Source organism: Streptomyces sp. NPDC048424, from assembly GCF_040651555.1.
Classification (GTDB): Bacteria; Actinomycetota; Actinomycetes; order Streptomycetales; family Streptomycetaceae; genus Streptomyces.
The window spans coordinates 300,739-323,156 of record NZ_JBEZKE010000001.1 but is presented as its reverse complement, the minus strand read 5'-3'; the positions used below and the strand labels follow the sequence as shown (position 1 = coordinate 323,156).

The following is a 22,418-nucleotide window of genomic DNA, read 5'->3' as shown; positions in this document are numbered from 1 at the left end:
GGGCGGCCCTCAGGCCTCGCCCAGCCGGTCCAGCTCCGCCCCGATGGCGGCCCGAAGGGCGTCGTGGCGGGGACCCAGCGCGTTTTCCTCACCGCGCCGGTACTCCTCCTCGTACAGCCACACGGGCAGCCGGACGCGATCGGCCGGCTCCCAGTCGTAGCGGGGCCAGATGTGGGCGTGGAGATACGGGTCGGTGTTGCCGAGGATCTCGATGTTCACGCGGCGGAAGGCCGGGTCGAGCCGCGCGCAGGCCCGCTCGACGGCCTCGGCGAGGCGCTCCAGGTCCCCGAGGTACGTAACCCTGCGCGCCCGGGGCAGGTCGGAGAGCCGGGTCACGGCCGGGTCGTCGGTCAGGAGCACCGAGTACCCGGGCAGGAACTGCCGGTCGCCGATGACGGCGAAGCCGGAGTCGAGGCGGCGCAGGACGGTCGGGTTCTCCCCGCGGTGCGCGCTGCCGATGCGGTCGTTGCGCCAGTCTTCGTCGATCACGTACGGACCCTAACCGAGCTTCGTCGCAGGGCTGTTCGCCGGGCTGGGCGCCTCTCGAGTAACCCATGTCATACCTGAGAGCTACGTGCGGACACGGCTCCATGGCGTGATGCCGACCACGGGCCCGGATTTCTAACTTCGGTAACAGAGAAGAGCGCTGACGGCTCTTCCGGATACCGGGGGAACACACCATGAAGACGGGGACGGCGGGCACGGCGGGCACGGCGGGCACGAGGGTCGCGGGCGGGACGACGGGGACGGCTCTCGCCACCGGCACGGCCGGGGCAGGGGGCGGTGGCGGCCGGATGCGCCGCACGCTTCTGGCGGCCCTGGTGGCGGCGGCCGTGGTGTTCCCCATATCCGCGGCCGCCTCCGCCGGGGCCCCCGCCCCCGTGCCCGTCACGTTCGCGGAGGACGCCCCGCCCCAGGTCCGGTACGCCGCCAACCGCGCCAATCTCGTCGAGGCGGCCCGCATGGCCGAGGAAGGCGACCGCTCTGGCCGGGCCGCCAGGCTCCGCACCATGGAGGCGGCCGGAGCCGCACAGTTCCTCGCCTTCGACGGCCGCGGCAAGGGCCGGGCGGTCGAGGTGTTCGGCGAGCTGGAGACCGCCGACCGCGTCACCGTCCTGGTGCCCGGCTCCGACACCACGCTCGACACCTACGAGAGGTTCCGCGCCGGGGCCGTCGCCCTCCAGCAGCGCCTCCAGGCCGAGCATCCGCACTCCGCCGTGGTCGCCTGGCTCGGGTACGACACCCCCGGCACGGTCAGCACGACCGTCCTGACCGCCGCCCGCGCCGACGCGGCCGCCGCCGAACTGGCGCCCTTCCTCGACCGGTTGGAGGCCATGGCGGCGCCCGGCGCCCGGCTCTCCCTGCTCTGCCACTCCTACGGTTCCGTGGTCTGCGCCCGGACCACGACAGGGGCCGCGGTCGGTGACATGGCCCTCTTCGGCAGCCCCGGCACGGGCGCCTCGGCTGCCCGGGACCTGCCGACCGGCGCCCGGGTCTGGGCGGGCCGGGGCAGCGGTGACTGGGTGGCGAACGTCCCGCACGTCCGGCTCGGCAGCCTCGGCTTCGGCACCGATCCCGTCGACCCGGCCTTCGGGGCGCGGGCCTTCACCGCCGGGTCCGCCGGCCACAGCGACTACCTCAAGCCCGGCACCGAGTCCCTGGAGAGCCTGGCCGCCATCGTCCTCGGCACCGCCCCCGCCTCGGAGGTCCCCCATGCGTAAACTCCGCGCCCATTGGTCCGCGCTCGCGACGGGCATCGACGCGGCCACCCCGGCCGGCCGGGACCGGACCGTGGACGCACTGCGGGCCTTCGCGATCCTCGGCGTGGTCCTCGGGCACTGGCTGGTCACCGCCCTCACCGCCACCGACGGCCGACTGAGCACCACCAGCCCGCTGGCGCACATGCCCTGGCTGGCCCCGGTGTCCTGGGTGTTCCAGACCCTCGCCGTCTTCTTCCTCGTCGGCGGGCACGTCGCCGCCCGCGGGTATGCCGCGGCGCGCGAGCGGCAGGTCTCGTACGGCACGTGGGTCCGGCAGCGGCTGGGCCGGCTGTTCCGACCGGTGGCCGCGGTGCTCGTCCTGTGGACCGTCGTGGCGGGCGGGATGCTGGTCGGCGGCGCGGAGCTGGACACCGTCAGGGCGCTGGTCAAGCTGGTGCTGTCGCCGATGTGGTTCCTGCTGGTGTTCGCCGCGCTCACCGCCGCGACCCCCCTCGTGGCCCGGCTCAACCCGCTGTGGCCGCTGGCCGTGGTGGCCGGCGTCGACGTGTGGCGCTTCGGCCTCGGCGGGCCCGAGTGGATCGGCTGGGGCAATGTGGCCGCCGGCTGGCTCGTCCCCTTCACCCTGGGCGCCGCCTGGTCCCGCGGGGCCTTCGCCCGGCGCCGGCCGGCGCTGCTCCTGCTCGGTGCGGGGACCGTGGCCACGGTCGCGCTGGTCCTGTGGGGCGGGTACCCGGCGTCCATGGTGGGTGTCCCCGGGGCCACGGTCTCGAACCTGAACCCGCCGACACTGGCCGCAGCCGCGTTCGGACTGGCCCAGTGCGGGCTGGCCCTGCTGGTGCGCGAACCGCTGGCCCGGGTCATGCGGCGGCCTTCGGCCTGGGCGAAGGTGGCCCTGGTGAACCTCTCCGCCATGACGGTCTTCCTGTGGCACCAGACCGCCATGATGGCCGTCACCGCGCTCGGGCTGCTGCTCTCGACCGATCTGCCCGGGCTGCACACCGTGCCCGACTCCCCGGGCTGGATAGCGGCGCGGATGCTGTGGCTGCCGGTGTTCGCCGCCGCGCTGACGGTGTGTTGGGCCGCGTTCCGCACGTACGAGCGGGGCTCCCGCCGCCCGAAGCCTGAGGGCACCACCCGCATCGTCGTCGGCTCCCACCGGACGACGGCCTCCGACAAGGAGATCACCCATGCCTAGGCTGGAGCCCGTGAGCGATCCGAGCGAGTCCCCGGTACCCGACACCAGACAAGGCCGCGACGGCCGCGACGGCCGGCCCGCGCAGCGCAGTCTGGCCCAGGAGCTGTTCACCCTCCGGCGCGATCCCCTCCCGAGGATGTCCCGGCCGCGCTGGTTGGCCTGGCTGCCGCATGTGGTCCTCGGCTACGCGGCCATTCCCTGCGGTGTCCTGACCGGGATGCAGCTGAACGACCACTACGGGGTCTTCGGCGGCGCCGTGCTGGGACTGTCGGTGCTGACGTCCGCGTCCGTCCTGCTCAGCATGTTCCGGCCGATCGCCGCCTGGTGGCTCGGCCTCGTCACCACGGGCCTCATCGCCTGGGCCATCCACAACCACGTCGGTCAGGGACAGTCATGGCACTGGACGCCCGCCGGGCCGTTCACGTTCGCGCCCCTCATCCTGATGGTCGCCCTGCGGGTGCCGGCCCGGGTGACCGTCTGGGTCATCGGCATCACGCTCACCCTCTCCGCAGTGACCGACGTCGTCCTCAGACCGCCCCAGAGCCAGACGATCATCGGGGGCGTCGCCGTCCTCTTCGGCTTCGTCGGCGTCCTCGGCTACGCGCTCCGCGCGACGCGCCTGGCCCGCGGCAAGCTCGTCGAGCAGGAAACCCTCACCGAGGAGGAGCGCGCCCGGCGCACCCTGCTGGAGGAGCGCAGCCGGATCGCCCGCGAGCTGCACGACGTCGTCGCGCACCACATGTCGGTGATCTCCATCCAGGCGCAGGTCGCCCCGCACCTGGTGGAGAACCCGTCCGAGGAGCTCAAGGAGAACCTGGCCGGCATCCGGGCCAACGCGCTGGAGGCCCTGACGGAGCTGCGGCGGGTCCTGGGGGTCCTGCGCTCCGAACAGCCCGACGATCCCGCGACGCTGCAACATCCGCAGCCCACCCTGGCCGAGCTGGACGGCCTCGTGGACAACGTGCGGGGGGCCGGGCTGGACGTCACCACCGAGACGGCGGGCATCCGGCGGCCGTTGACCCCGGGCGTGGAGCTCACCGCGTACCGGATCGTGCAGGAGGCACTGAGCAACTGTCTGCGCCACGCGCCCGGTTCGCGGGTCGAGGTCGGCATAGCGTACGGGCCGCGCGAGCTGCACCTGTGCATCGCCAACACCGCGCCGACCCGGCCGGCCCCGCCGTCCCAGGGTGCGGGGCACGGGCTGCTGGGGATGCGGGAGCGGGCAGGCATGCTGGGAGGTGAACTGGCCGCCGGCCCGCGTCCCGACGGCGGGTACGAGGTCAGCGCCGTACTGCCGATGGATCCTCAGCACCCGCCCGCCGGCACCGCCCCCGAGACGAAGAAGGCTTCATGAGCACCCCGATCAAGGTGATGATCGCCGACGACCAGATGATGGTGCGGCAGGGCTTCACCGTGCTCCTCAACGCGCAGCCCGACATCGAGGTCGTGGGACAGGCGGTGGACGGGGCCGACGCCGTGGCGAAGGTCGCCGAGCTGGATCCGGACGTGGTGCTGATGGACATCCGCATGCCGGGGATGGGCGGCATCGAGGCCACGTCCGTCATCACCGGCGTCCCCGACGCCGCCGTGAAGGTGCTGGTGCTGACCACCTTCGATCTCGACGAGTACGTGTACGAGGCGCTGCGGGCCGGGGCCTCCGGGTTCCTGCTCAAGGACGCCTCGGCCGACCAGCTCGCCGAGGCGGTGCGGGTGGTGGCGGCCGGCGAGGCGCTGCTCTCGCCGAACATCACGAAGCGGCTGATCACGGAGTTCTCTCGGCTGGGGGCGCCTCGGGCGCCGTCGCGGGCCCGGATCGACGAACTGACCGAGCGGGAGACCGAGGTCCTGTCGCTCGTGGCCCAGGGCCTGTCGAACGCGGAGATCGCGGCCCATCTGACGGTGGCGGAACAGACGGTGAAGACGCATGTCGGGCGGATCCTGGTGAAGCTGGGCCTGCGCGACCGCACGCAGGCGGCGGTGTTCGCGTACGAGACGGGGCTGGTCCGGCCGACGGGTTACTGAGACGGCCCGGGTGGTCTTCGCGGCCCTCGTAGTACTTGAGGGGGATGCCGGGATATCCCCTTCAGCGGCGACGCGGACGACGGGACCGCCACCCTACGGTGGGGGGTATGACCGAGACGACCACCGGGGGGACAGCCCGGCCACCTGAGTTCCGACTCGCTTCGGGGCTCTTCCAGAACCTCCGCGACGACCTGATCACCGATGCGTTCGCCTACCGGCCGCTGCCGCCGATCCGCACGGACGGGCGGCTCGCCCGGTGGGTTCCGCGGGCGCTGCGCCCCAGGACGGCGTTCCTGCCGCATGCCGTGGTGGTCCTGCTGTCCGTGATCACGGTGTTCGTCACCATCGTCAATAACAGGATGGTCCCTTCCGGGCTGTCGCTGCTGCTGGGGCTGCTGGCCGCGGCGCCGGTGCTGATGACGCTGGTGCGGCCGATCGGCGCCCTGTGGGTGGTGGTCGGTGTGACCCTGCCGCTGGCCATGGTGGAGAGCACGGGCATGACCTGGCCGTGGTCTCCGGGCACCTTCTTCGCCCACCTCGTCGTGATCACCATCGTGGCCTTGCGGAGCCGGCCGCGGGTGGCCGGCTGGCTGTGGCTGATCACCGTGGCGATGGGGTCCTTCCTGCCCTCGCTGATAGGCCAGCCCCTCGAACCCGGACCGATGGCCTTCCTGTCCGCGGTCTCCCTCCTCGCGGTGACCGTCCGCAACACCCGCAAGGAGGCACGGCAGGAGGTCACGGCGCAGCAGGAGGTCACGGCCGTCGAGCGGGACAAGCGGACCCTGCTGGAGGAGCGGACGACGATCGCGCGGGAGCTGCACGACGTGGTGGCCCACCACATGTCGGTGGTGGCGATCCAGGCGGAGGCCGCGCCGTACCGGGTGAAGAACCCGCCGCCGGAGCTGGAGGCGGCGTTCGTCACCATTCGGGAGAACGCCGTGGCGGCCCTGACGGAGCTGCGGCGGGTGCTGGGTGTGGTGCGCTCCGCGGACTACGAGGCTCCGGACGCCCCGCAGCCGACGCTGGCCTCGCTGGACGGGCTGCTGGGCAACGTGCGGGAGGCCGGGCTGAGCGTGGAGAAGACGATCACGGGCGCGGTGCGGGAGCTGCCGCAGGGCGTGGAGCTGTCGGCGTACCGGATCATCCAGGAGGCCCTGAGCAACACGCTGCGGCACGCGCCGGGAGCGGCGGCCGGGGTGGAGGTCTCGTACGTGCTGGGCGGTCTGGGGATACGGATCGTCAATGAGGTGGCGACCGGGGATGCGCGGCCCTCGCCGGGGGCCGGGCACGGGATCACCGGAATGCGGGAGCGGGTGGCCATGCTGGAGGGGGAGATGACGGCCGGACCGACGGCCGCGGGCGGGTACGAGGTGGCGGTGTTCATACCGGTGCGCACTCGCCAGGAGCCCGAGCCGGTGGCGGCGGAGGGGGCGGCATGACGATCAGAGTGCTGATCGTCGACGACCAGATGATGGTGCGGGAGGGGTTCTCCGTCCTGCTGAACGCCATGGACGGCATCGAGGTCGTGGGCGAGGCGGTCGACGGCCGGGAGGCCATCGCACAGGTGGCGGCGCTCCGGCCGGACGTGGTGCTGATGGACATCCGGATGCCGCAGATGAACGGCCTGGAGGCGACGCGGGAGATCGTCGCCGCGGACACGGACGCGAAGGTGCTGGTCCTGACGACCTTCGACCTCGACGAGTACGTGTACCAGGCGCTGCGGGCCGGGGCCTCCGGGTTCCTCCTGAAGGACGCCTCGGCCCGTCAGCTGGCGGACGGGGTAAGGGTGGTGGCGGCCGGGGAGGCCCTCCTGGCGCCTTCGGTGACCAAGCGGCTGATCGCGGAGTTCTCGAAGATCTCCGAGACGCGCAAGCTGGCGGATCCGGCGGGAGTGGGTGAGCTGACGGAGCGGGAGACGGAGGTGCTGGTGCTGATCGCACAGGGGCTGTCCAATGCGGAGATAGCCTCCCGGCTGATCGTCGCGGAGTCCACGATCAAGACCCACGTGAGCCGGATCCTGGTGAAGCTGGGCCTGCGCGACCGCACCCAGGCGGCGGTGTTCGCCTACGAGACCCGGCTGGTGACACCGGCGTAGGGGACGGCGAAGCCCTAGGGTGCGGGGATGGGCTTTGATCCGTGGGATGCCGCGTTCGTCGCCGATCCGTATCCGGCGTACCGGGAGTTGCGGGAGCAGGGGCGGGCCGTGTGGTGGGAGGCCACCGGGCAGTGGCTGGTGCCGCATTACGCCGATGTGAGTGCGCTGCTGCGGGACCGGCGGCTGGGGCGGACCTATCTGCACCGGTTCTCGCACGAGGAGTTCGGGCGCGAGGCGCCGCCGCCGGAGCACGAGCCCTTCCACGTGCTCAACGGCAACGGCCTGCTGGACCTGGAGGATCCCGCGCACGCGCGGGTGCGCCGGCTGGTGGCGAAGGCCTTCACCCCGCGGACGGTGGAGCGGCTCGTGCCCGCCGTGCAGCGGATGGCCGGGGAGCTGGTGGGTCGGCTGCTCGCGGACGGGGGCGGGGATCTGCTCGCGACCGTCGCCGAGCCGCTGCCGGTGGCCGTGATCGCTGAGCTGCTGGGCGTGCCGGAGGCGGACCGGGGGCTCCTGCGGCCGTGGTCGGCGGACATCTGCGGGATGTTCGAGCTCCGGCCGGACGAGGAGACGGCGCGGCGCGCGGTGCGGGCGAGCGTCGAGTTCAGCGCCTACCTGCGGGAGCTGATCACCGAGCGCCGCACGCGCCCCGGCGAGGATCTGATCTCCGGCCTGATCGCCGCCCACGACGAGGAGGGCCGGCTCAGCGAGCAGGAGATGATCTCCACCTGCGTGCTCCTGCTGAATGCCGGACACGAGGCCACCGTCAACACCACCGTGAACGGGTGGTGGGCGCTGTTCCGCAATCCCGCGCAGCTCGCCGCGCTCCGCGAGAGCCGCGATCCCGAAAAGTTGTCCACAGCTGTGGATGAACTCATGCGGTACGACACACCTCTGCAGATGTTCGAGCGCTGGGTGCTCGACGACGTCCGGATCGGGGACACCGATGTCCCGCGCGGCGCCGAGGTCGCGCTGTTGTTCGGGTCCGCGAACCGGGATCCCGCGCGCTTCGAGGAGCCCGACGCGCTGGACCTCGTACGGGCCGACAATCCGCACCTGAGCTTCGGGGCGGGGATCCACTACTGCCTGGGGGCTCCGCTGGCGCGGCGGGAGCTGGAGGCCTCGTTCGGGGCGCTGCTGGCGGACGGGGTCCCGCCACTGCGGCTCGTCGAGGAGCCGCGGTGGCGGGACGGGTACGTCATCCGGGGGCTGGAGCAGCTGCTCGTGGAGTTCTAGCCCGGAGCCCGCCGCTCACGCCGCTCACGCCGTCATGCCGTCATGTCGCGGCGGCGCAGCGCCGCGAGGCCGGCCGCGGTCAGGGCCGCCGCCGCGGCGGTCAGGGTCAGCAGCGGGGCCCAGGCCAAGGCCTCCGTGCCCGGGAGTTTGGGCAGGTGGGCGAAGGGCGAGAGGTTCAGGACGGCCTGCGGGAGGTTCAGCGCCGGGCCGACCCAGCCCAGGGCCAGCGCGGTCCCGGCCACCGCCCAGGCGGCCGTCGCGTACGCGGGCACCGCGCCGTACAGCAGCGCCGCCAGCGCCCCGATCAGCCACACCGCCGGGAGTTGGGCGAGCGTGGCGCCGACCGTCGCCCCCACGTCGCGGCCGTGCCCGATGCCGAGGCCCAGCCCCGCCAGCAGCAGGATCAGCGCCGAGCCACCGAAGGCCACGGCCAAGTGGCCGCCGGCCCAGCGCAGCCGGCCCACCGCGTTCGCCAGCAGCGGCTCCGCTCGCTGCCCGGACTCCTCACCGGGCAGGCGCAGCACCGACGAGACCACGTACAGCGCGGCGACCAGGCCGAACATCCCGGCCAGCGTGGCGAGGAAGGCATCGGTGAGCCCGCCCTGCCCGCCCATCCGCTCGATGATCTCGCGGGTCTTCTCGTTGCCGCCGACCAAGTCCGCGGCGCCGTCCGCCATCCCGCCGAAAACGAACCCGGCGAGCAGGAATCCGGCGCTCCATCCGGCGACGCCACCGCGCTGGAGCCGCCAGGCCAGCGCGCCCGCCGTGCCCAGGCGCCCCTCGGCCGGCCCCGGCCGGGTCGCCAGGAAGCTCATGCCCAGGTCGCGCCGTCCGGCCAGCGCGTACGCCGCGACCGCCTGCACCGCGACGGCGGCGGCGAGCAGCAGGAGCACCCACCAGCGTTCGGCGGCGAAGGCCCGTACGTACTCGACCCAGCCGAGCGGCGAGGCCCAGGTCAGGGCCGAACTCCCGCCGCCGGTGGAGTCGCCCGCGGCCTTCAGGACGAAGGCCGCGCCGAGCACGGCGGCCGTGATCCCCTTGGCGGCGCGGGCGCTCTCGGTCAGCTGGGCGGCGATGGCCGCCAGGGAGGCGAAGACCATGCCGCTGCCGGCCATGGCCAGGCCGAGGGCGAGTGCACCCGGCGCGCCCTGCCCCGCGAGGCCGCCCGCGACGATGAGTGCGACGCACGCGTTGGCCAGGAGGGCGGCGAGCAGGGCGGCGGTCAACGGGGCGCGCCGCCCCACCATCGCGGCGGAGAGCAGTTCCTGACGGCCCGTCTCCTCTTCCTCGCGGGTGTGCCGGACGACGATGACCAGGCTCATCACGGCCGCGAGCACCGCGCCGTAGACGCCGGCCCGCCAGGCGGTCAGGCCGCCGAGGGAGTCGCTGAAGACGGGCCCGTACAGGGCGCGCATCGAGCTGTTGGCGTTCATCGAGGCCGCGACCTGGGCGCGTTCGGCGGCGGTGCCGTACACGCCGGCCAGCGAGCCGGGCATGCTCACCACCAGGAGCGAGGTGACGAGGATCCAGACCGGCATCATCACGCGGTCGCGGCGCAGGGCCAGCCGGAGCAGGACGCCGGTGCCCGCCAGTTGTCGCCTCATCGCCCGCCCACCCGGCTCGCCCCGGTCGCCTCGGCCGCCCCGGTCGCCTCGGCTGCCTCGGCCGCCTCGGTCGCTTCGTTCGCCTCGCCCGTGTAGTGGCGCAGGAAGAGCTCTTCGAGGGTGGGCGGCGTCGAGGTCAGCGACCGCACCCCCGAGGTGACGAGGGAGCGCAGTACGGCGTCCAGCTTGTCGGTGTCGGCCTGCAGCCGGACCTTGAGCCCCTGCACCTCCACGTCGTGGACACCCGGCAGGTGCGCGATCCCGTTCGGCGGCCCGGCGAGCTCGGCGCTGATCGACGTACGGGTGAGGTGGCGCAGTTCGGCGAGGGTCCCCGTCTCCACGGTGCGGCCCTTGCGGATGATGCTGACCCGGTCGCAGAGGGCCTCGACCTCGCTGAGGATGTGCGAGCTGAGCAGGATGGTGCGCCCGGCCGCGCGGGCATCGGCGACGCAGCTCTGGAACACCTCCTCCATCAGCGGGTCGAGGCCGGAGGTGGGCTCGTCGAGGATGAGCAGTTCGACGTCGGAGGCGAAGGCGGCGACGAGCGCGACCTTCTGCCGGTTGCCCTTGGAGTAGGTGCGCCCCTTCTTGGTGGGGTCGAGCTCGAACCGCTCGACGAGCTCGGCGCGGCGGGTCCGGTCGAGGCCGCCGCGGAGCCGCCCGTAGAGGTCGATGACCTCGCCGCCCGAGAGGTTGCGCCACAGGGTGACGTCTCCGGGGACGTACGCGACCCGGCGGTGCAGGGAGACCGCGTCGGCCCAGGGGTCGCCGCCGAGCAGCTCGGCGGTGCCGGAGTCGGCGCGCAGCAGGCCCAGCAGGACCCGGATGGTGGTGGACTTGCCGGCTCCATTGGGGCCGAGGAAGCCGTGGACCTCGCCGGTGGTGACCGAGAGGTCGAGTCCGTCCAGTGCGTGGGTGCGGCCGAACGCCTTGTGGAGTCCGGCGACGCTGATTGCCTTCGTCATGTTTCCGAACGTACGCTACTTTCACAAATTTGCGAATATTGAGAATGTCAAGAATCGCGTAAAGTCGGGAAGGTGGCGGACGACATGGCGGATACGGGCGTGGACGTGAGCGCGGACGCGCAGGACCGGCTGGACGACAGGAACGGCGAAGCGGTCTCGCGCTTCGTGGAGCGGTTCGCCGCGCAGCTCACCGACGCGGGCATGCAGCGGATGGCCGCGCGGGTCTTCGCGCAGCTGCTGGCGAGCGACGGGGGCGCGATGACCTCGGCCGAGCTGGGCGAGGCGCTGCGGATCAGCCCGGCGGCGGTGTCGGGGGCCGTGTCCTACCTGACCCAGGTCAACATGGTCAGCCGCGAGCGCGAACCGGGCTCACGGCGCGACCGGTACGTCCTGCACAACGAGCTCTGGTACGAGACCTTCACCCGGCGCGACCAGGTCCTGACCCTGTGGGAGAAGACCCTGCGCGAGGGCGCCGCCACCCTCGGCGCGGACTCGCCGGCCGGCGCGCGGATCGCGGAGACCGCGGCCTTCTTCGAGTTCCTGCAGGGCGAGATGCTGGCCATGATGGACCGCTGGCGGGACCACAGGAAGAAGATCGGCCTCGACTAGGGCCGCCTGGCGCGGCGTACGGGACGGGCGTGACCCAGGCCCCCGGAGTGCGGGGCCCACAGGATGCCGCCCGCGGCCGGATCCCCCGCGAGCCGCACCACCCGCACCTGATGCCCGGGCTCGGCCACCGAGGCCACCGAGGCGGCCGAAGCCGCCGAAGCGGCCGCGCCCGGCGCCGCCGTACGGGGCCACGGGCGCGGCGGCAGCACCCGTCGGCCCAGCACGCCCAGCGTGAGCGCGTACCGCCCCTCGGCCAAGACCAGCACCGGCGGGCGCCACCGCGCCCGGACCACCACGGCCTCGTACGGGGTCCAGCGCACCGCCGGGTCCCGCAGCGCCCGCCGGGCCCTCCGGGCGGCGTGGAGCTCCCGCACCCCCAGCAGCACCGGGCTCAGCAGCACCACCAGTACCAGCGGCCGGGTGAGCACGGCCGCGACGACCGCCGGCCACCAGAACACCGGCAACAGGCAGAGCAGCAGACCGTCCCGTCGCCAGTCACCCAGTGCGTCGGCCAGCGAGGCGGCCGGCACGTCGCCCGGCACGTCGCCCGGCACGTCGGCCCACGCGTCGGCCGACGCCGCGTCCGTCGCCCCCGTCAGCGGGGCAGGGTGAGCGTCCATGCCCCGGGTCTCAGGGTCCACGTACGGCGGCGGACCGGCCCGGTCATCGCCGCGTCGGCGCGGTAGCGGAAGTCCGCGCCCGACACCGTCACCGTCTTGGCCCGGGCCGTCACCGTGGAGCCGGAGCCGGAGCCGGAGCCGGAGCCGGCCGGTCCGGCTCCGCCCGTGCGGACCACGACCTCCGCCGGACCTCCGTCGTCGCACGTGCGCACCGACACGTCCTCCACGGGCTGGTCCACATCCGCCAGCAGCACCCCGTCGGCCTCGACCCGCAGCCGGTGGTACCCCTCGCTCCCGCCCGCCCCGCCGCCCCCGCCGCCGCCCGCCCCCACCGGGCGGACCAGCGTCCGGACCAGCGAGCGGTACGCGCTCCACACCGACGGCCCGGCCGGCCGCGGGATCCCCCGCACCGGCGGGATCCGCAGTGCGCCCAGCACCACCCCGTCGCTGTCGTCGACCAGCAGGTCGCACGTCCGCACCGACCCGTCGAGCACCGCCCGGGCCGCGGAAACGGCCGAAAGCGGAACGCCGAGGGAACCCGCCAGCCCGAGGGACCCCACGGGCCCCACGGGGACCAGCGCGAGGGGGCCCTCGCCCAGCGCCCGCTCCCGGTACAGCAGCCCCACGGCCCGGATCAGGGCCCGGTCGTCGCCCACGATCACCGGCTGCCGATGACCCCGGCGGGCGAGAGCCCGCGCAAATTCCTCCTGCGAATCCGGGAGGCAGATTTTCGCCGCCGCGCCCGCTGACAACACATCTTTCGCGATCCGCACGGACTCGCCGTCAAGACGGCGGGCGACCGGGTCGACGAGCACGAGCAGGCCGCCTACCGGCGCGCCCGCATGGCTCATGGTGGGCTCTGGAGCCGACACCTCGGTCCTTCCTCGGGTAGCATCTTTGTGCAAGAGGCCCTTGCGCTATTGCGCCAGGGCCTTCGTCTATTCCGGGGTACCGGTCCGACGGCTCAGCCTGCGTACATCGTCGTACGCCCCCCTGACCTTGGACATGCCCCATCCGGAAGAGGTGTACGCCTGTGCCCGCTCTTGTGCTGCTCGGAGCTCAGTGGGGTGACGAGGGCAAGGGAAAGGCCACCGACCTGCTCGGTGGATCCGTTGACTATGTAGTGCGCTACCAGGGTGGCAACAACGCCGGCCACACGGTCGTCGTAGGCGACCAGAAGTACGCGCTGCACCTTCTCCCGTCCGGCATCCTCTCCCCCGGATGCACCCCGGTCATCGGTAACGGCGTCGTCGTCGACCCGGCCGTCCTGCTCTCCGAGCTGCGCGGCCTGAACGAGCGCGGCATCGACACCTCCAAGCTGCTCCTCAGCGGCAACGCGCACCTGATCACGCCGTACAACGTCACCCTCGACAAGGTCGGCGAGCGCTTCCTCGGCAAGCGCAAGATCGGTACGACCGGCCGCGGCATCGGACCGACCTACGCGGACAAGATCAACCGCATCGGCATCCGCGTCCAGGACCTCTACGACGAGTCGATCCTCATCCAGAAGGTCGAAGCGGCGCTGGAGGGCAAGAACCAGCTGCTGGCGAAGCTCTACAACCGCCGCGCGATCGACGCCGCGCAGATCGTCGAGGAGATGCTCCAGTACGCGGAGCAGATCAAGCCGTACGTCGCCGACACCACCCTGATCCTCAACAAGGCGCTGGACGAGGACAAGGTCGTGCTGTTCGAGGGCGGCCAGGGCACCCTGCTCGACGTCGACCACGGCACCTACCCCTTCGTCACCTCGTCGAACCCGACCGCGGGCGGCGCCTGCACCGGTACCGGCGTGGGCCCGACGAAGATCAGCCGGGTCATCGGCATCCTCAAGGCCTACACGACCCGCGTCGGTGCGGGCCCGTTCCCGACCGAGCTGTTCGACCAGGACGGCGAGGACCTGCGCCGCATCGGTGGCGAGCGCGGTGTGACCACCGGCCGTGACCGTCGCTGCGGCTGGTTCGACGCACCGATCGCACGGTACGCCACCCGGGTGAACGGTCTGACGGACTTCTTCCTCACCAAGCTGGACGTGCTGACCGGCTGGGAGCAGATCCCGGTGTGCGTCGCGTACGAGATCGACGGCAAGCGCGTCGAGGAGCTCCCCTACTCGCAGACCGACTTCCACCACGCGAAGCCGATCTACGAATACCTCCCCGGCTGGTCCGAGGACATCACCAAGGCCAAGACCTTCGAGGACCTGCCGGCGAACGCCCAGGCCTACGTCAAGGCCCTGGAGGAGATGTCGGGCGCCCCGATCTCCGCGATCGGCGTCGGCCCCGGCCGCACCGAGACGATCGAGATCAACTCCTTCCTGTAGGAAATCCCGCAGGCGATCCTGCGGGCAGGAGAGGCACCACCGAGCGTGGGTCCTGCCCGGACGGAAGTCCGGGCGGGGCCCTTCGCGTTTCCGGGAAAAGAATCTTTCCGCATCCGGTCACATCCGGGCGGGCCCGTCCGTCAGTGCTGTGTAGACGCCGACACGGCCTGAAGGAGAGCAGTCATGACGACCACCTCGAACGACTCGAACACCGCCGCCTCCATCTCCCGGATGCCGAACCCGGCGGAATTCGTGCCCGAGCTGAACGACATCAGCGCCGCCCTCTTCCGGGCGACGGGCAACCGTTCGGTGCCGCGCACCACGATCAGCCTGGTCCACCTGCGGGCCGGGCAGATCGTCCACAACACCTACCTGACCGTCCTGAACACCGGTTTCCTCCGCAAGGCCGGGGAGTCCGAGGAGCGCATCACCGCCGTCTCCTCCTGGCAGGACGCCCCCTACTTCACCGCGGCCGAGCGCGCCGCGCTCGCCCTGGTGGAGGCCACCCTCCAGCCCGCCCCGCACGGCCGGGAGCGCGTCGGCGACGAGCTGTACGCCGAGGTGGCGAAGCACTACGACGAGAAGGCGCTGGCCACCCTCACCATCGCGATCGGCCAGATCAACTTCTTCATCGCCCTGGCGGTCATCGGCAAGCCGCAGCCGGTCGCCTCGCTCGCCGACGAGCAGTGGGACTGAAGCCGCCGGGGCCGTCTCGGGGGGCGCGTTCCGGGTGCCCGGAAATATGATGTGCACGGGCTCGTGAGCGGAGCGGAAGCAGGGACGAATGGATGCACCTCGGAGCGTTCCATGAGTCCGCGCCGCCCCCCGCGCGTGGCGAGCGCCGACCTCCTCAGCATGCTCGGACGGCTCACCGCCCAGGCACGGCAAGGGGTCGAGCTGCAGCAGGCCCGGGTCGAGCTGGCCGAGGCGCTGCAACGCGAGATGCTGCCCACCACCCTGCCCGTGCTGCCCGGGCTGCGCGCCGCGGCCCGGTACGCCCCCGCCCGGCACGGCCTGGACATCGGCGGCGACTGGTACGACGGCTTCCAGCTGCCCGAGGGCGCCCTCGCCTTCTGCATCGGCGACGTCCAGGGACACGATGTGGACGCGGCCGCGTTCATGGGGCAGATCCGGATCTGCCTGCGGGCGGTGTCGGCCGTCGTCCCCGATCCCGGCGAGGTGCTCGGCCGGGCCAACGAGGTGCTGCTCTCCATGGACCGCGACCTCTTCGCGACCTGCAGCCTGCTCCGCTTCGATCCGCGGACGTGGGAACTGGAGAGCGCCCGGGCCGGCCACGTGCCCTCGGTCTGGGCCACCGTCGACGGCCGGTACGGGATCAGCGATGACGACGGCGGACTGCCGCTGAACCTGCAGTCCGGATCGGCGTACGGCGTGACGCGGCGCCGCCTGACGACGGCGGGATCGATCGTCCTGCTCACCGACGGCGTCGTCGAGGGCCCGAGGTTCCCGATCGAGGTGGGGCTGGAGCGCGTCGTGCGCGTCGTACGGGATGCGGCGGGCGCCGATCCCGACGAGCTGGCCGCCGAGGTGATGAAGGTGGCCGACTCCACCGGCCATGCCGATGACGCCGCAGTGCTCGTCCTGACCCACGACGCGGCGCGTCACGCCCCGTCCGGACGCGGGCCTGTTGTCTGATGCTGTGGTGCGCACCGAGGAATGGCGACGTCTGTCCACAACCGTCCTGCTGATCCTCGCCGTCGCCGTCGCCTACTACGCGGGCGGACGGATCGGCCTGCACCAGTCCGTGGTCGTCGACGGAGCCGAGGTCACGCCCCTGTGGCCGCCCACCGGCATCGCCCTCGCCGCCCTGCTCTGGCTGGGCCTGCGGACATGGCCGGGGATCGCCCTCGGCACGTACCTCGCGATCGAGCGGATCAGCGATTTCACCCTCTCCGGCCTCGGCATCGTCGCGGGGAACACCCTCGCGCCCGTGTGCGCGTACCTGATGCTCCGCCGGGTGGGCTTCCGCAGCGAGGTCGACCGGCTGCGGGACGCCCTGGCGCTGGTCTTCCTGGGGGGTCTGCTGCCGATGCTGCTCAGCGCCACCATCGGGACCTGGACGCTGGTGCTCGGCGGCGACCTGCCCTCGGCCCGGTTCTGGCCGGTGTGGTCGGCCTGGTGGGCCGGGGACGCGATGGGCGTGCTCGTGGTGACGCCCCTCCTGCTCGTCCTGCGCCGGATCCGCCGCCCCGCGGAGGGCGGCTACCGGGTGCCCGAGGCGACGGCCCTGGTGCTCACGTCCGTCGTCGTCACCGTCGTGGCCACCCGGAGCTCGCTGTCCCTGCTGTTCCTCGTGTTCCCGCTGATCATCTGGGCGGCCGTACGCTTCCAGCTCGCCGGGAGCGCCCCGTGCATCCTGTTCGTGTCCGTCCTGGCGATCGGGGCGGCGAGCGACCGCACCGGACCGTTCGACGGGCAGACCCTCCTGGGGACCATGATCAACCTGCAGGCCCTCAACGGGGCGGCGGCCCTGACCGGGCTGCTGCTGTCGGCGATGGTCACCGAGCAGAACAACGTCCGCCTGAAGATCGAACAGGTCTGCGAGGACCTGGCCGAACTGGTGGAACACCTCGCCCGGGGCAAACCGGAACGCTGAGCGCCCGGGGACGGAAGGCCGTCCCCGGGCGCTCAGCGGAGGATCACTTGGACTCGTAGTAGCCGAAGATGTCGACGACGAGGTCGACGTCCTCCCAGCCCTGGTTCCAGTAGTCGACGATGCCGTTCTTGCCGGAGCTCGCCTGGACCAGGTTCGGGACGGTCTTGCCGGCCGTCCAGTTCAGGGTCGAGGCGCTGGGACGCTCCGGGAAGACCGCGGTCCCGTCCTTGTACTGCTGGACCGTGTTCGGGTCCGGTGCGACCGACAGGAAGCCGGTGCCTCTCGTGTTGGTCACGGTGGTGTTCAGCACGTACCCGTCGACGCCCACCTCGCCGGGCGACTTCCCGTTGTAGGTGTAGATGTAGTTCCGGGCGCGCAGCGGGCCGTAGGGCCAGGCGGGGTCACGGGTGTCGAGGATGCGGCCCGGCTCGAGCGGCATGAAGGACGCCTTGCTGTCCTTGCCGTAGTAGCCGACGACGTCGACGATCACGTCGGTGCCCGCCCAGGCGCCGTTGAAGATGCTGATCTTGCCGTCCGCCCCGACGGGCGCGATGACCGAGTTGGCGATCGTCTGGCCGGGGGTGAAGTTCAGGTTGGACGCGGTGGGGGTGGCGCCGCCGCCCGGGAAGACCGACAGGTGGCCGGCCTCCTTCGGGTTGGTGACGGTCACGTTGAGGGCCACGGCGGTGATGCCCTGGGGCACGCCGCGCAGGCCGCTGATCTGGGTGGAGAAGGTCTTGCGCCCGCCGAGCTGGCCCTTGACCGTGCCGAGGCCCTCACGGGTGTCGACGAAGCGGGACGGGGTCATCGGCGCGTAGCCGCTCGCCTCGGTCCGGGTGAAGTAGCCGGTCACGTCCGCGATCAGGTCGACCGACTGCTCGCCGCGGTTGGCCAGCTCGACGTAGCCGTTCTTGCCGACCGGCACGATCACCAGGTTCGGGACGGTCTGGCCCGCCTCGAAGTTGACGTTCGACGTGCTCGGACGGTCGGTGCCCTCGGGGAACGCCGTGACGTGCCCGCCGGAGGTGGTGTTCGTGACGGTCAGGTTGAGGACCACGGCGGTGACCCCGGCGGGGATCGCGCCGTTGCCGCCGACCTTCACGCGGGTGGAGCCGTACGGGGCGACCTTGCCCTTGGCGGCGCCGGTCCCGTCGCGGGTGTCGAGGAGGCGGGTGGGCGCGTACGGGACGAAGTCCGAGCCCGCGGTCATGACCTGGAACTCGTTGACGACCTCGGCCTGGTTCGCCGGGTCCGTCACGGTGACCTTGACGGTGTACTCGCCGAGCTCGGCGTAGGTGTGGCTGCTCTTGAGGACGGTCGAGCCGTAGGCGTCCATCCCGTCCGTGTTCCCGTCGCCCCAGTCGACGGTGACCTTCAGCGTGGAGTCCGCGCTGATGACGGTGGTCTCCAGGTCCAGTGCGTGCGCGGTGGTGCTCGCCGCGTTCAGCACGATGGCCAGGTCCGGATTCCCGGCGGCCTGCGAGGCACTGGCCCCGGCCTTCCCGCCGGGCAGGCCCTTGCGGACCGAGCGCTCGGCGGGGCTCTTGAAGGTCTTGAAGTTCGGCGCCGCGGCCTTCCCCAGATCCACGGCGGGAGCGGTCACGCCCTGCGCGCCCGGTGCGACCGGGGCGACGGGGCCGGCCGCGTGGGCCATCCCCGGGACGAGACCGACCGTGGCTGCTATGACGGCCACGGAAATTACGAGACGGCGACTGCGCACCGTTCCCCCCATTTTTTTGAACATGCTCAGGAACTGTCTGGGCCACAGTACATAGATCCTCGTCGCATGATCAGCCGATATCCCCGCGCAGAGGGGGAGTTGGCGAGATTCTGCCCCGGTGTCATCCCGCGCTGTCGTGGAGCTGTTCCGCCACCGTGAACCGGCAGTGGAAGACCTGCCAGCGTCCGTCCAGGACCAACAGGAAGGAATCGCCGTCCCGGTACAGGACCCGTCGCTTCGGCCGGTACGGATGCTGGGGTTTGTAGTCTTCGGCGTGTTCCCGCAGTGCGGCGACGGCCTCCTCGCGCGTGCCCTCGAGGTGGCCCAGGACCTTGATGGACCACTCCCGGCCCTCGCCGCTGCCCACGTGCTGTTCGACGAGCAGCCCCCACCGGGCCCGCAGGGTGCTGCTGCTCATGTCCGCTCTCCCGCCGACCGCTCGTCGAGCCCCTGGATCCACGGGGCCCGGTTCCTGTGCGCGGATCCTCGCACACCGCCGGAAGCCCGGAACGGGCACCCCACCCCGGTCCCCGCCGAGCCGCCGGACGCGGGTCACCGGCCGCCGGACCGCCAACCGGCGGCCGCTACCAGGCCAGTTGCGCGATCTCCTCCGACACCACCGCGCACGCGTCCGCCGCCGGGTCGATGAGCGGGAAGTGCCCGACGTCGTCGAGGAGCGTCAGCCCCACCATCTCGCCCGCCTTCGCCGCCGCCGCCACGTACGCCTCGGCCACCTGCTGCGGGACCACGATGTCGTCCCGCCCCTGCACCACCGCCGTGGCGATGCCCGTCGGCAGCAGCGCCGCCGGGTCCGCGTACGGCAGGCGGTCCGCGAAGTACTCCTCGCCGCCCAGCAGCTGCGCGCTCGCGCCGCCGCACACGCCCAGCTCCTCCGCCACCGCGAAGTCCGCGATCGGCGCCAGCGCCACCACCCCGCGCAGCAGCGGCGGGGCGGACAGCCTCCACGGGGAGCCGGACGGGAGCACGTGCCGGGCCGCGGCCCACAGCGCGAGGTGCCCGCCCGCGGAGTGGCCGGTGACGACCAGGCGGCGGACGTCGGCCTGCGGGAGCGCGGTGGCGGCCAGCTCCGGGAGGGCGTCCATCGCGGCGGCGACGTCGTCGAAGGTCTCCGGCCAGCGCCCGGCGACCGGCCCGTCGGCGTGCTGGTGCGGCAGGGAACTCCCCCGCCGGTACTCGACGTTCGCGACGGCGAAACCCCGCCGGGCCAGGAAGTCCGCGAAGGGGGTGATGTGCCGCCTGTCGTACGGGGCCCGCCACGCGCCGCCGTGCAGGACGGCCACCAGCGGTACCGGGCCGCCCGGGGTCTCGGCGCGCGGGGCGTAGAAGTCGACGACCTGGTCGGGGTGTTCCCCGTACGCGCCGGTCGCGTCCGGCGCGACGGCCGGGTGGGAGAAGGCCGAGGCGGCCTCGGCGGCGTCCCGTTCCACGGCGGCGGGGTCCGTCATCGGCTCAACCTCTCGGTAACGCGTGGGACAGCGGGGACAGATGTTCCGGTGTTCCGGCAGAGCGGGACCGTATCAGTCTGGAACGAGCGCTTCCGTGCAGGGTCCGGGATGTGACCGGGCGGACGGAGCCGTAGCCCCGCCCGCCCGGTGATGTGACGTTTCGCTACCGAGTCACCCGAAAATGTGACCCAGTGTGCGCGCGGCGCGCTCTGCGTCGGCGAAACCGACGTAGAGCGGGGTGAAGCCGAAGCGCAGGACGTCGGGCGCGCGGAAGTCGCCGATGACCCCGCGGGAGATGAGTTCCCGCATGACCTCTCGGGCGTTCTCGGTGCGCAGCGAGATCTGGCTGCCGCGGTGCCCGTGCTCGTCCGGAGTGACCGACTCGACCCGGCCCTGCGGGACGTACGCCGCCACGCAGGCGAGGAAGAAGTCGGTCAGGGCGAGCGACTTGGCCCGTACGGCCTCGACGGAGACGCCTTCCCAGGCGTCGAGCGCCGACTCCAGCGCCAGCATGGACAGGATGTCCGGGGTGCCGACGCGGCCGCGGGTCGCGCCCTCGGCCGCCTCGAAGGCCGGGGTCATCGCGAAGGGATCCGCGTGACCGTTCCAGCCGGGGAGCGGGGAGTCGAAGCCGGCCTGGTGGCGCGCGGCGATGTACAGGTACGCCGGGGAACCCGGACCGCCGTTGAGGTACTTGTACGTGCAGCCGACCGCGAGGTCGACGGCGTGCGCGTCGAGGCCGACGGGGAGGGCCCCGGCGGAGTGGCAGAGGTCCCAGACCGTGATCGCCCCGGCGGCTCGGGCCGCCGCGGTGAGGGCGGGCAGGTCGTGGAGCCGCCCGGTGCGGTAGTCGACGTGGTTGAGGAGGACCACGGCGGTGTCCGCGTCCATCGCCTCGGCCGCGTGCGAGGGATCCACCGGGGTGACGGTCAGGCCCGTCATCCGGGCCGCCGACTCCGCTATGTAGCCGTCGGTCGGGAAGGTGGCCGCGTCGACCAGCATCCGGGTCCGGCCGGGCGCCGCGAGGCGCGCGGCGCCGACCAGGGCCTTGAAGAGGTTGACGCTGGTGGAGTCGCCGACGACGACCTGGCCGGAGGCCGCGCCGACGAGCGGGGCGATCTTGTCGCCGATCCGCTCGGGCGCGGTCCACCAGCCGCTCTCGTCCCAGGACCGGATGAGGAGCTCGCCCCACTGGCGGGAGACGACGTCGGCGGTGGTGTCGGCGACGCCGGCCGGGAGTGCGCCGAGGGAGTTGCCGTCCAGGTAGACGACGCCGTCGGGGAGGGTGAAGCGCCCGCGGAGCTTGGCCAGCTCGTCGGCGGCGTCCAGGGATGCCGCGCGGGCCGCCAGGTCGGCGGCGCTGGAGGTCTCAGACATGGCTGCGGGCCGTCCAGAGCTCCGGGAAGACGTTCTTCGTGGCGCGCTTCTCCAGCCAGGTCACGCCGGCCGAGCCGCCCGTGCCCGTCTTCGCGCCCATCGCGCGGCGGGTGGCGACCAGGTGGTCGTTGCGCCAGCGCCAGACGAGCTCGGCGACGTCGGTGAGGACCTCGCCGAGGCGGTGCAGGTCCAGGTGCTCGTCCGGGGTGGCGTAGAGGCCCGTCCAGACGGCCTCGACCTCGGCCGAGGGTTCGTAGCGCCGCGAGAGGTCGCGGTCGAGGACGGCGGCCGGGACCGGCAGGCCGCGGCGGGCGAGCAGGCGCAGGACCTCGTCGTAGAGGCTCGGCTCGTGGAGGGCCTTCTCCAGCTCCGCGTGGACGCGCGGCGCGCCGCGGTGCGGGACGAGCATGGAGGAGGACTTCTCGCCGAGCAGGAACTCCATCCGGCGGTACATGGCCGACTGGAAACCGGAACCTTCGCCCAGCGCGGAGCGGTAGGCGTTGAACTGTCCCGGGGTGAGCTGGGCGAGGGGGCGCCAGGAGGCGTTGAGGGCTTCGAGTTCGCGGAGGGAACGTTTCAGCGCATCCATCGCGACCGGGATGCGGTCCTCGCGCAGGGCCTTCGCGGCGGTTTCCCACTCGTGGACGATGACCGTGAACCACAGCTCCATGACCTGGGTCGTGACCAGGAAGACCATCTCGCCCGGGTCGTCCGAGCGGAGGTGCTGGAGGTGGGTGAGAACGTCCGCCTGGACGTAGTCCTCGTACGGGGTGGTGCCGTCGAAGTCGAGGTTCGGGGTGTCCGACCCGCCGACTCCGGAGGCATCAAGGGTGTTCGACATTTCTGTCTCCTCG

22 protein-coding genes are annotated in these 22,418 nt (G+C 72.4%); 12 read left to right on the top strand and 10 right to left on the bottom strand.

What is annotated here, in order from left to right; all coding sequences use genetic code 11:
* Positions 1-9: 9 nt before the first annotated feature.
* Entirely contained in the window at positions 10-486 is a 477-nt protein-coding gene (locus AB0D29_RS01585) for a diadenosine tetraphosphate hydrolase (protein WP_362851798.1), read from the bottom strand.
* A 194-nt stretch (positions 487-680) separates the two neighbouring features.
* Here AB0D29_RS01585 and AB0D29_RS01580 point away from each other — a divergent pair, with 194 nt between their 5' ends.
* The 7 genes from AB0D29_RS01580 (at position 681) to AB0D29_RS01550 (ending at position 8,269) form a co-directional block, all read left to right on the top strand.
* Positions 681-1,721 carry an alpha/beta hydrolase gene (locus AB0D29_RS01580; protein ID WP_362851642.1) on the top strand — a complete coding sequence of 347 codons (1,041 nt, stop codon included), beginning with the start codon at positions 681-683 and terminating at the stop codon, positions 1,719-1,721.
* On the top strand, positions 1,714-2,916 hold the full coding sequence (locus AB0D29_RS01575; protein WP_362851641.1) for an acyltransferase: 1,203 nt from the start codon (positions 1,714-1,716) through the stop codon (positions 2,914-2,916). The genes AB0D29_RS01580 and AB0D29_RS01575 overlap by 8 nt, the downstream gene beginning before the upstream one ends.
* A gap of 10 nt (positions 2,917-2,926) precedes the next feature.
* Positions 2,927-4,270 carry a sensor histidine kinase gene (locus tag AB0D29_RS01570; RefSeq protein ID WP_362851640.1) on the top strand — a complete coding sequence of 448 codons (1,344 nt, stop codon included), beginning with the start codon at positions 2,927-2,929 and terminating at the stop codon, positions 4,268-4,270.
* A complete protein-coding gene (locus tag AB0D29_RS01565; protein WP_362851639.1) occupies positions 4,267-4,938 on the top strand; it encodes a response regulator transcription factor in 672 nt (223 codons plus the stop codon). The genes AB0D29_RS01570 and AB0D29_RS01565 overlap by 4 nt, the downstream gene beginning before the upstream one ends.
* A 107-nt stretch (positions 4,939-5,045) precedes the next feature.
* Complete coding sequence (locus AB0D29_RS01560; RefSeq protein WP_362851638.1) at positions 5,046-6,377, top strand: histidine kinase; 1,332 nt, start codon at positions 5,046-5,048, stop codon at positions 6,375-6,377.
* Positions 6,374-7,033 (top strand): response regulator transcription factor, encoded by a 660-nt coding sequence (locus AB0D29_RS01555; protein ID WP_030709262.1) that lies wholly within the window; start codon positions 6,374-6,376, stop codon positions 7,031-7,033. The genes AB0D29_RS01560 and AB0D29_RS01555 overlap by 4 nt, the downstream gene beginning before the upstream one ends.
* Positions 7,034-7,060: 27 nt before the next feature.
* A complete protein-coding gene (locus AB0D29_RS01550; RefSeq protein ID WP_362851637.1) occupies positions 7,061-8,269 on the top strand; it encodes a cytochrome P450 in 1,209 nt (402 codons plus the stop codon).
* A gap of 32 nt (positions 8,270-8,301) precedes the next feature.
* Here AB0D29_RS01550 and AB0D29_RS01545 read toward each other — a convergent pair whose 3' ends face one another.
* Both AB0D29_RS01545 and AB0D29_RS01540 read right to left on the bottom strand, forming a co-directional pair.
* The gene (locus AB0D29_RS01545; protein WP_362851636.1) at positions 8,302-9,873 is read right to left on the bottom strand and encodes an ABC transporter permease; all 1,572 of its coding nucleotides are present in this window, start codon (positions 9,871-9,873) and stop codon (positions 8,302-8,304) included.
* Entirely contained in the window at positions 9,870-10,838 is a 969-nt protein-coding gene (locus AB0D29_RS01540; RefSeq protein WP_362851635.1) for an ABC transporter ATP-binding protein, read from the bottom strand. The genes AB0D29_RS01545 and AB0D29_RS01540 overlap by 4 nt, the downstream gene beginning before the upstream one ends.
* Positions 10,839-10,922: 84 nt before the next feature.
* Between AB0D29_RS01540 and AB0D29_RS01535 the strand changes: the two genes are divergently transcribed.
* Positions 10,923-11,447 (top strand): MarR family transcriptional regulator, encoded by a 525-nt coding sequence (locus AB0D29_RS01535; RefSeq protein WP_362851797.1) that lies wholly within the window; start codon positions 10,923-10,925, stop codon positions 11,445-11,447.
* Here AB0D29_RS01535 and AB0D29_RS01530 read toward each other — a convergent pair.
* A complete protein-coding gene (locus AB0D29_RS01530) occupies positions 11,444-12,067 on the bottom strand; it encodes a hypothetical protein (RefSeq protein ID WP_362851634.1) in 624 nt (207 codons plus the stop codon). The two genes, AB0D29_RS01535 and AB0D29_RS01530, sit on opposite strands and share 4 nt — an antisense overlap.
* Positions 12,043-12,918: a diacylglycerol kinase gene (locus AB0D29_RS01525; RefSeq protein WP_362851796.1), complete on the bottom strand. Its 876-nt coding sequence runs from the start codon at positions 12,916-12,918 to the stop codon at positions 12,043-12,045. The genes AB0D29_RS01530 and AB0D29_RS01525 overlap by 25 nt, the downstream gene beginning before the upstream one ends.
* A gap of 182 nt (positions 12,919-13,100) precedes the next feature.
* Here AB0D29_RS01525 and AB0D29_RS01520 point away from each other — a divergent pair, with 182 nt between their 5' ends.
* The 4 genes from AB0D29_RS01520 (at position 13,101) to AB0D29_RS01505 (ending at position 17,001) form a co-directional block, all read left to right on the top strand.
* Positions 13,101-14,384, top strand: coding sequence for an adenylosuccinate synthase (locus AB0D29_RS01520; protein WP_362851633.1), 1,284 nt, complete (start codon positions 13,101-13,103; stop codon positions 14,382-14,384).
* A 183-nt stretch (positions 14,385-14,567) separates the two neighbouring features.
* Positions 14,568-15,080 (top strand): carboxymuconolactone decarboxylase family protein, encoded by a 513-nt coding sequence (locus tag AB0D29_RS01515; protein WP_362851632.1) that lies wholly within the window; start codon positions 14,568-14,570, stop codon positions 15,078-15,080.
* A 111-nt stretch (positions 15,081-15,191) separates the two neighbouring features.
* A complete protein-coding gene (locus AB0D29_RS01510) occupies positions 15,192-16,040 on the top strand; it encodes a PP2C family protein-serine/threonine phosphatase (protein ID WP_362851631.1) in 849 nt (282 codons plus the stop codon).
* A 4-nt stretch (positions 16,041-16,044) separates the two neighbouring features.
* Positions 16,045-17,001 carry an MASE1 domain-containing protein gene (locus AB0D29_RS01505; protein ID WP_362851630.1) on the top strand — a complete coding sequence of 319 codons (957 nt, stop codon included), beginning with the start codon at positions 16,045-16,047 and terminating at the stop codon, positions 16,999-17,001.
* Positions 17,002-17,044: 43 nt separating this feature from the next.
* Here the strand turns inward: AB0D29_RS01505 and AB0D29_RS01500 are convergent, their stop codons facing one another.
* From AB0D29_RS01500 to AB0D29_RS01480, 5 genes are all read right to left on the bottom strand, one after another.
* Positions 17,045-18,694, bottom strand: coding sequence for a PKD domain-containing protein (locus tag AB0D29_RS01500; RefSeq protein WP_362851629.1), 1,650 nt, complete (start codon positions 18,692-18,694; stop codon positions 17,045-17,047).
* Positions 18,695-18,842: 148 nt separating this feature from the next.
* Positions 18,843-19,139, bottom strand: coding sequence for a hypothetical protein (locus AB0D29_RS01495; RefSeq protein ID WP_362851628.1), 297 nt, complete (start codon positions 19,137-19,139; stop codon positions 18,843-18,845).
* 166 nt (positions 19,140-19,305) lie between these two features.
* On the bottom strand, positions 19,306-20,187 hold the full coding sequence (locus AB0D29_RS01490; protein ID WP_362851627.1) for an alpha/beta hydrolase: 882 nt from the start codon (positions 20,185-20,187) through the stop codon (positions 19,306-19,308).
* A 171-nt stretch (positions 20,188-20,358) separates the two neighbouring features.
* Complete coding sequence (gene kynU, locus AB0D29_RS01485) at positions 20,359-21,564, bottom strand: kynureninase (protein WP_362851626.1); 1,206 nt, start codon at positions 21,562-21,564, stop codon at positions 20,359-20,361.
* Positions 21,557-22,405 carry a tryptophan 2,3-dioxygenase family protein gene (locus tag AB0D29_RS01480; protein WP_351584997.1) on the bottom strand — a complete coding sequence of 283 codons (849 nt, stop codon included), beginning with the start codon at positions 22,403-22,405 and terminating at the stop codon, positions 21,557-21,559. The genes kynU and AB0D29_RS01480 overlap by 8 nt, the downstream gene beginning before the upstream one ends.
* Positions 22,406-22,418 lie beyond the last annotated feature (13 nt).

Bases quoted from the DNA above. Each gene is read 5' to 3' on its own strand.
- kynU (WP_362851626.1), bottom strand. From the start codon at position 21,564: ATGTCTGAGACCTCCAGCGCCGCCGACCTGGCGGCCCGCGCGGCATCC.
- AB0D29_RS01565 (WP_362851639.1), top strand. From the start codon at position 4,267: ATGAGCACCCCGATCAAGGTGATGATCGCCGACGACCAGATGATGGTG.
- AB0D29_RS01540 (WP_362851635.1), bottom strand. From the start codon at position 10,838: ATGACGAAGGCAATCAGCGTCGCCGGACTCCACAAGGCGTTCGGCCGC.
- AB0D29_RS01555 (WP_030709262.1), top strand. From the start codon at position 6,374: ATGACGATCAGAGTGCTGATCGTCGACGACCAGATGATGGTGCGGGAG.
- AB0D29_RS01510 (WP_362851631.1), top strand. From the start codon at position 15,192: ATGAGTCCGCGCCGCCCCCCGCGCGTGGCGAGCGCCGACCTCCTCAGC.
- AB0D29_RS01480 (WP_351584997.1), bottom strand. From the start codon at position 22,405: ATGTCGAACACCCTTGATGCCTCCGGAGTCGGCGGGTCGGACACCCCG.
- AB0D29_RS01515 (WP_362851632.1), top strand. From the start codon at position 14,568: ATGACGACCACCTCGAACGACTCGAACACCGCCGCCTCCATCTCCCGG.
- AB0D29_RS01495 (WP_362851628.1), bottom strand. From the start codon at position 19,139: ATGAGCAGCAGCACCCTGCGGGCCCGGTGGGGGCTGCTCGTCGAACAG.
- AB0D29_RS01490 (WP_362851627.1), bottom strand. From the start codon at position 20,187: ATGACGGACCCCGCCGCCGTGGAACGGGACGCCGCCGAGGCCGCCTCG.
- AB0D29_RS01545 (WP_362851636.1), bottom strand. From the start codon at position 9,873: ATGAGGCGACAACTGGCGGGCACCGGCGTCCTGCTCCGGCTGGCCCTG.
- AB0D29_RS01530 (WP_362851634.1), bottom strand. From the start codon at position 12,067: ATGGACGCTCACCCTGCCCCGCTGACGGGGGCGACGGACGCGGCGTCG.
- AB0D29_RS01550 (WP_362851637.1), top strand. From the start codon at position 7,061: ATGGGCTTTGATCCGTGGGATGCCGCGTTCGTCGCCGATCCGTATCCG.
- AB0D29_RS01535 (WP_362851797.1), top strand. From the start codon at position 10,923: ATGGCGGATACGGGCGTGGACGTGAGCGCGGACGCGCAGGACCGGCTG.
- AB0D29_RS01580 (WP_362851642.1), top strand. From the start codon at position 681: ATGAAGACGGGGACGGCGGGCACGGCGGGCACGGCGGGCACGAGGGTC.
- AB0D29_RS01525 (WP_362851796.1), bottom strand. From the start codon at position 12,918: ATGAGCCATGCGGGCGCGCCGGTAGGCGGCCTGCTCGTGCTCGTCGAC.
- AB0D29_RS01575 (WP_362851641.1), top strand. From the start codon at position 1,714: ATGCGTAAACTCCGCGCCCATTGGTCCGCGCTCGCGACGGGCATCGAC.
- AB0D29_RS01560 (WP_362851638.1), top strand. From the start codon at position 5,046: ATGACCGAGACGACCACCGGGGGGACAGCCCGGCCACCTGAGTTCCGA.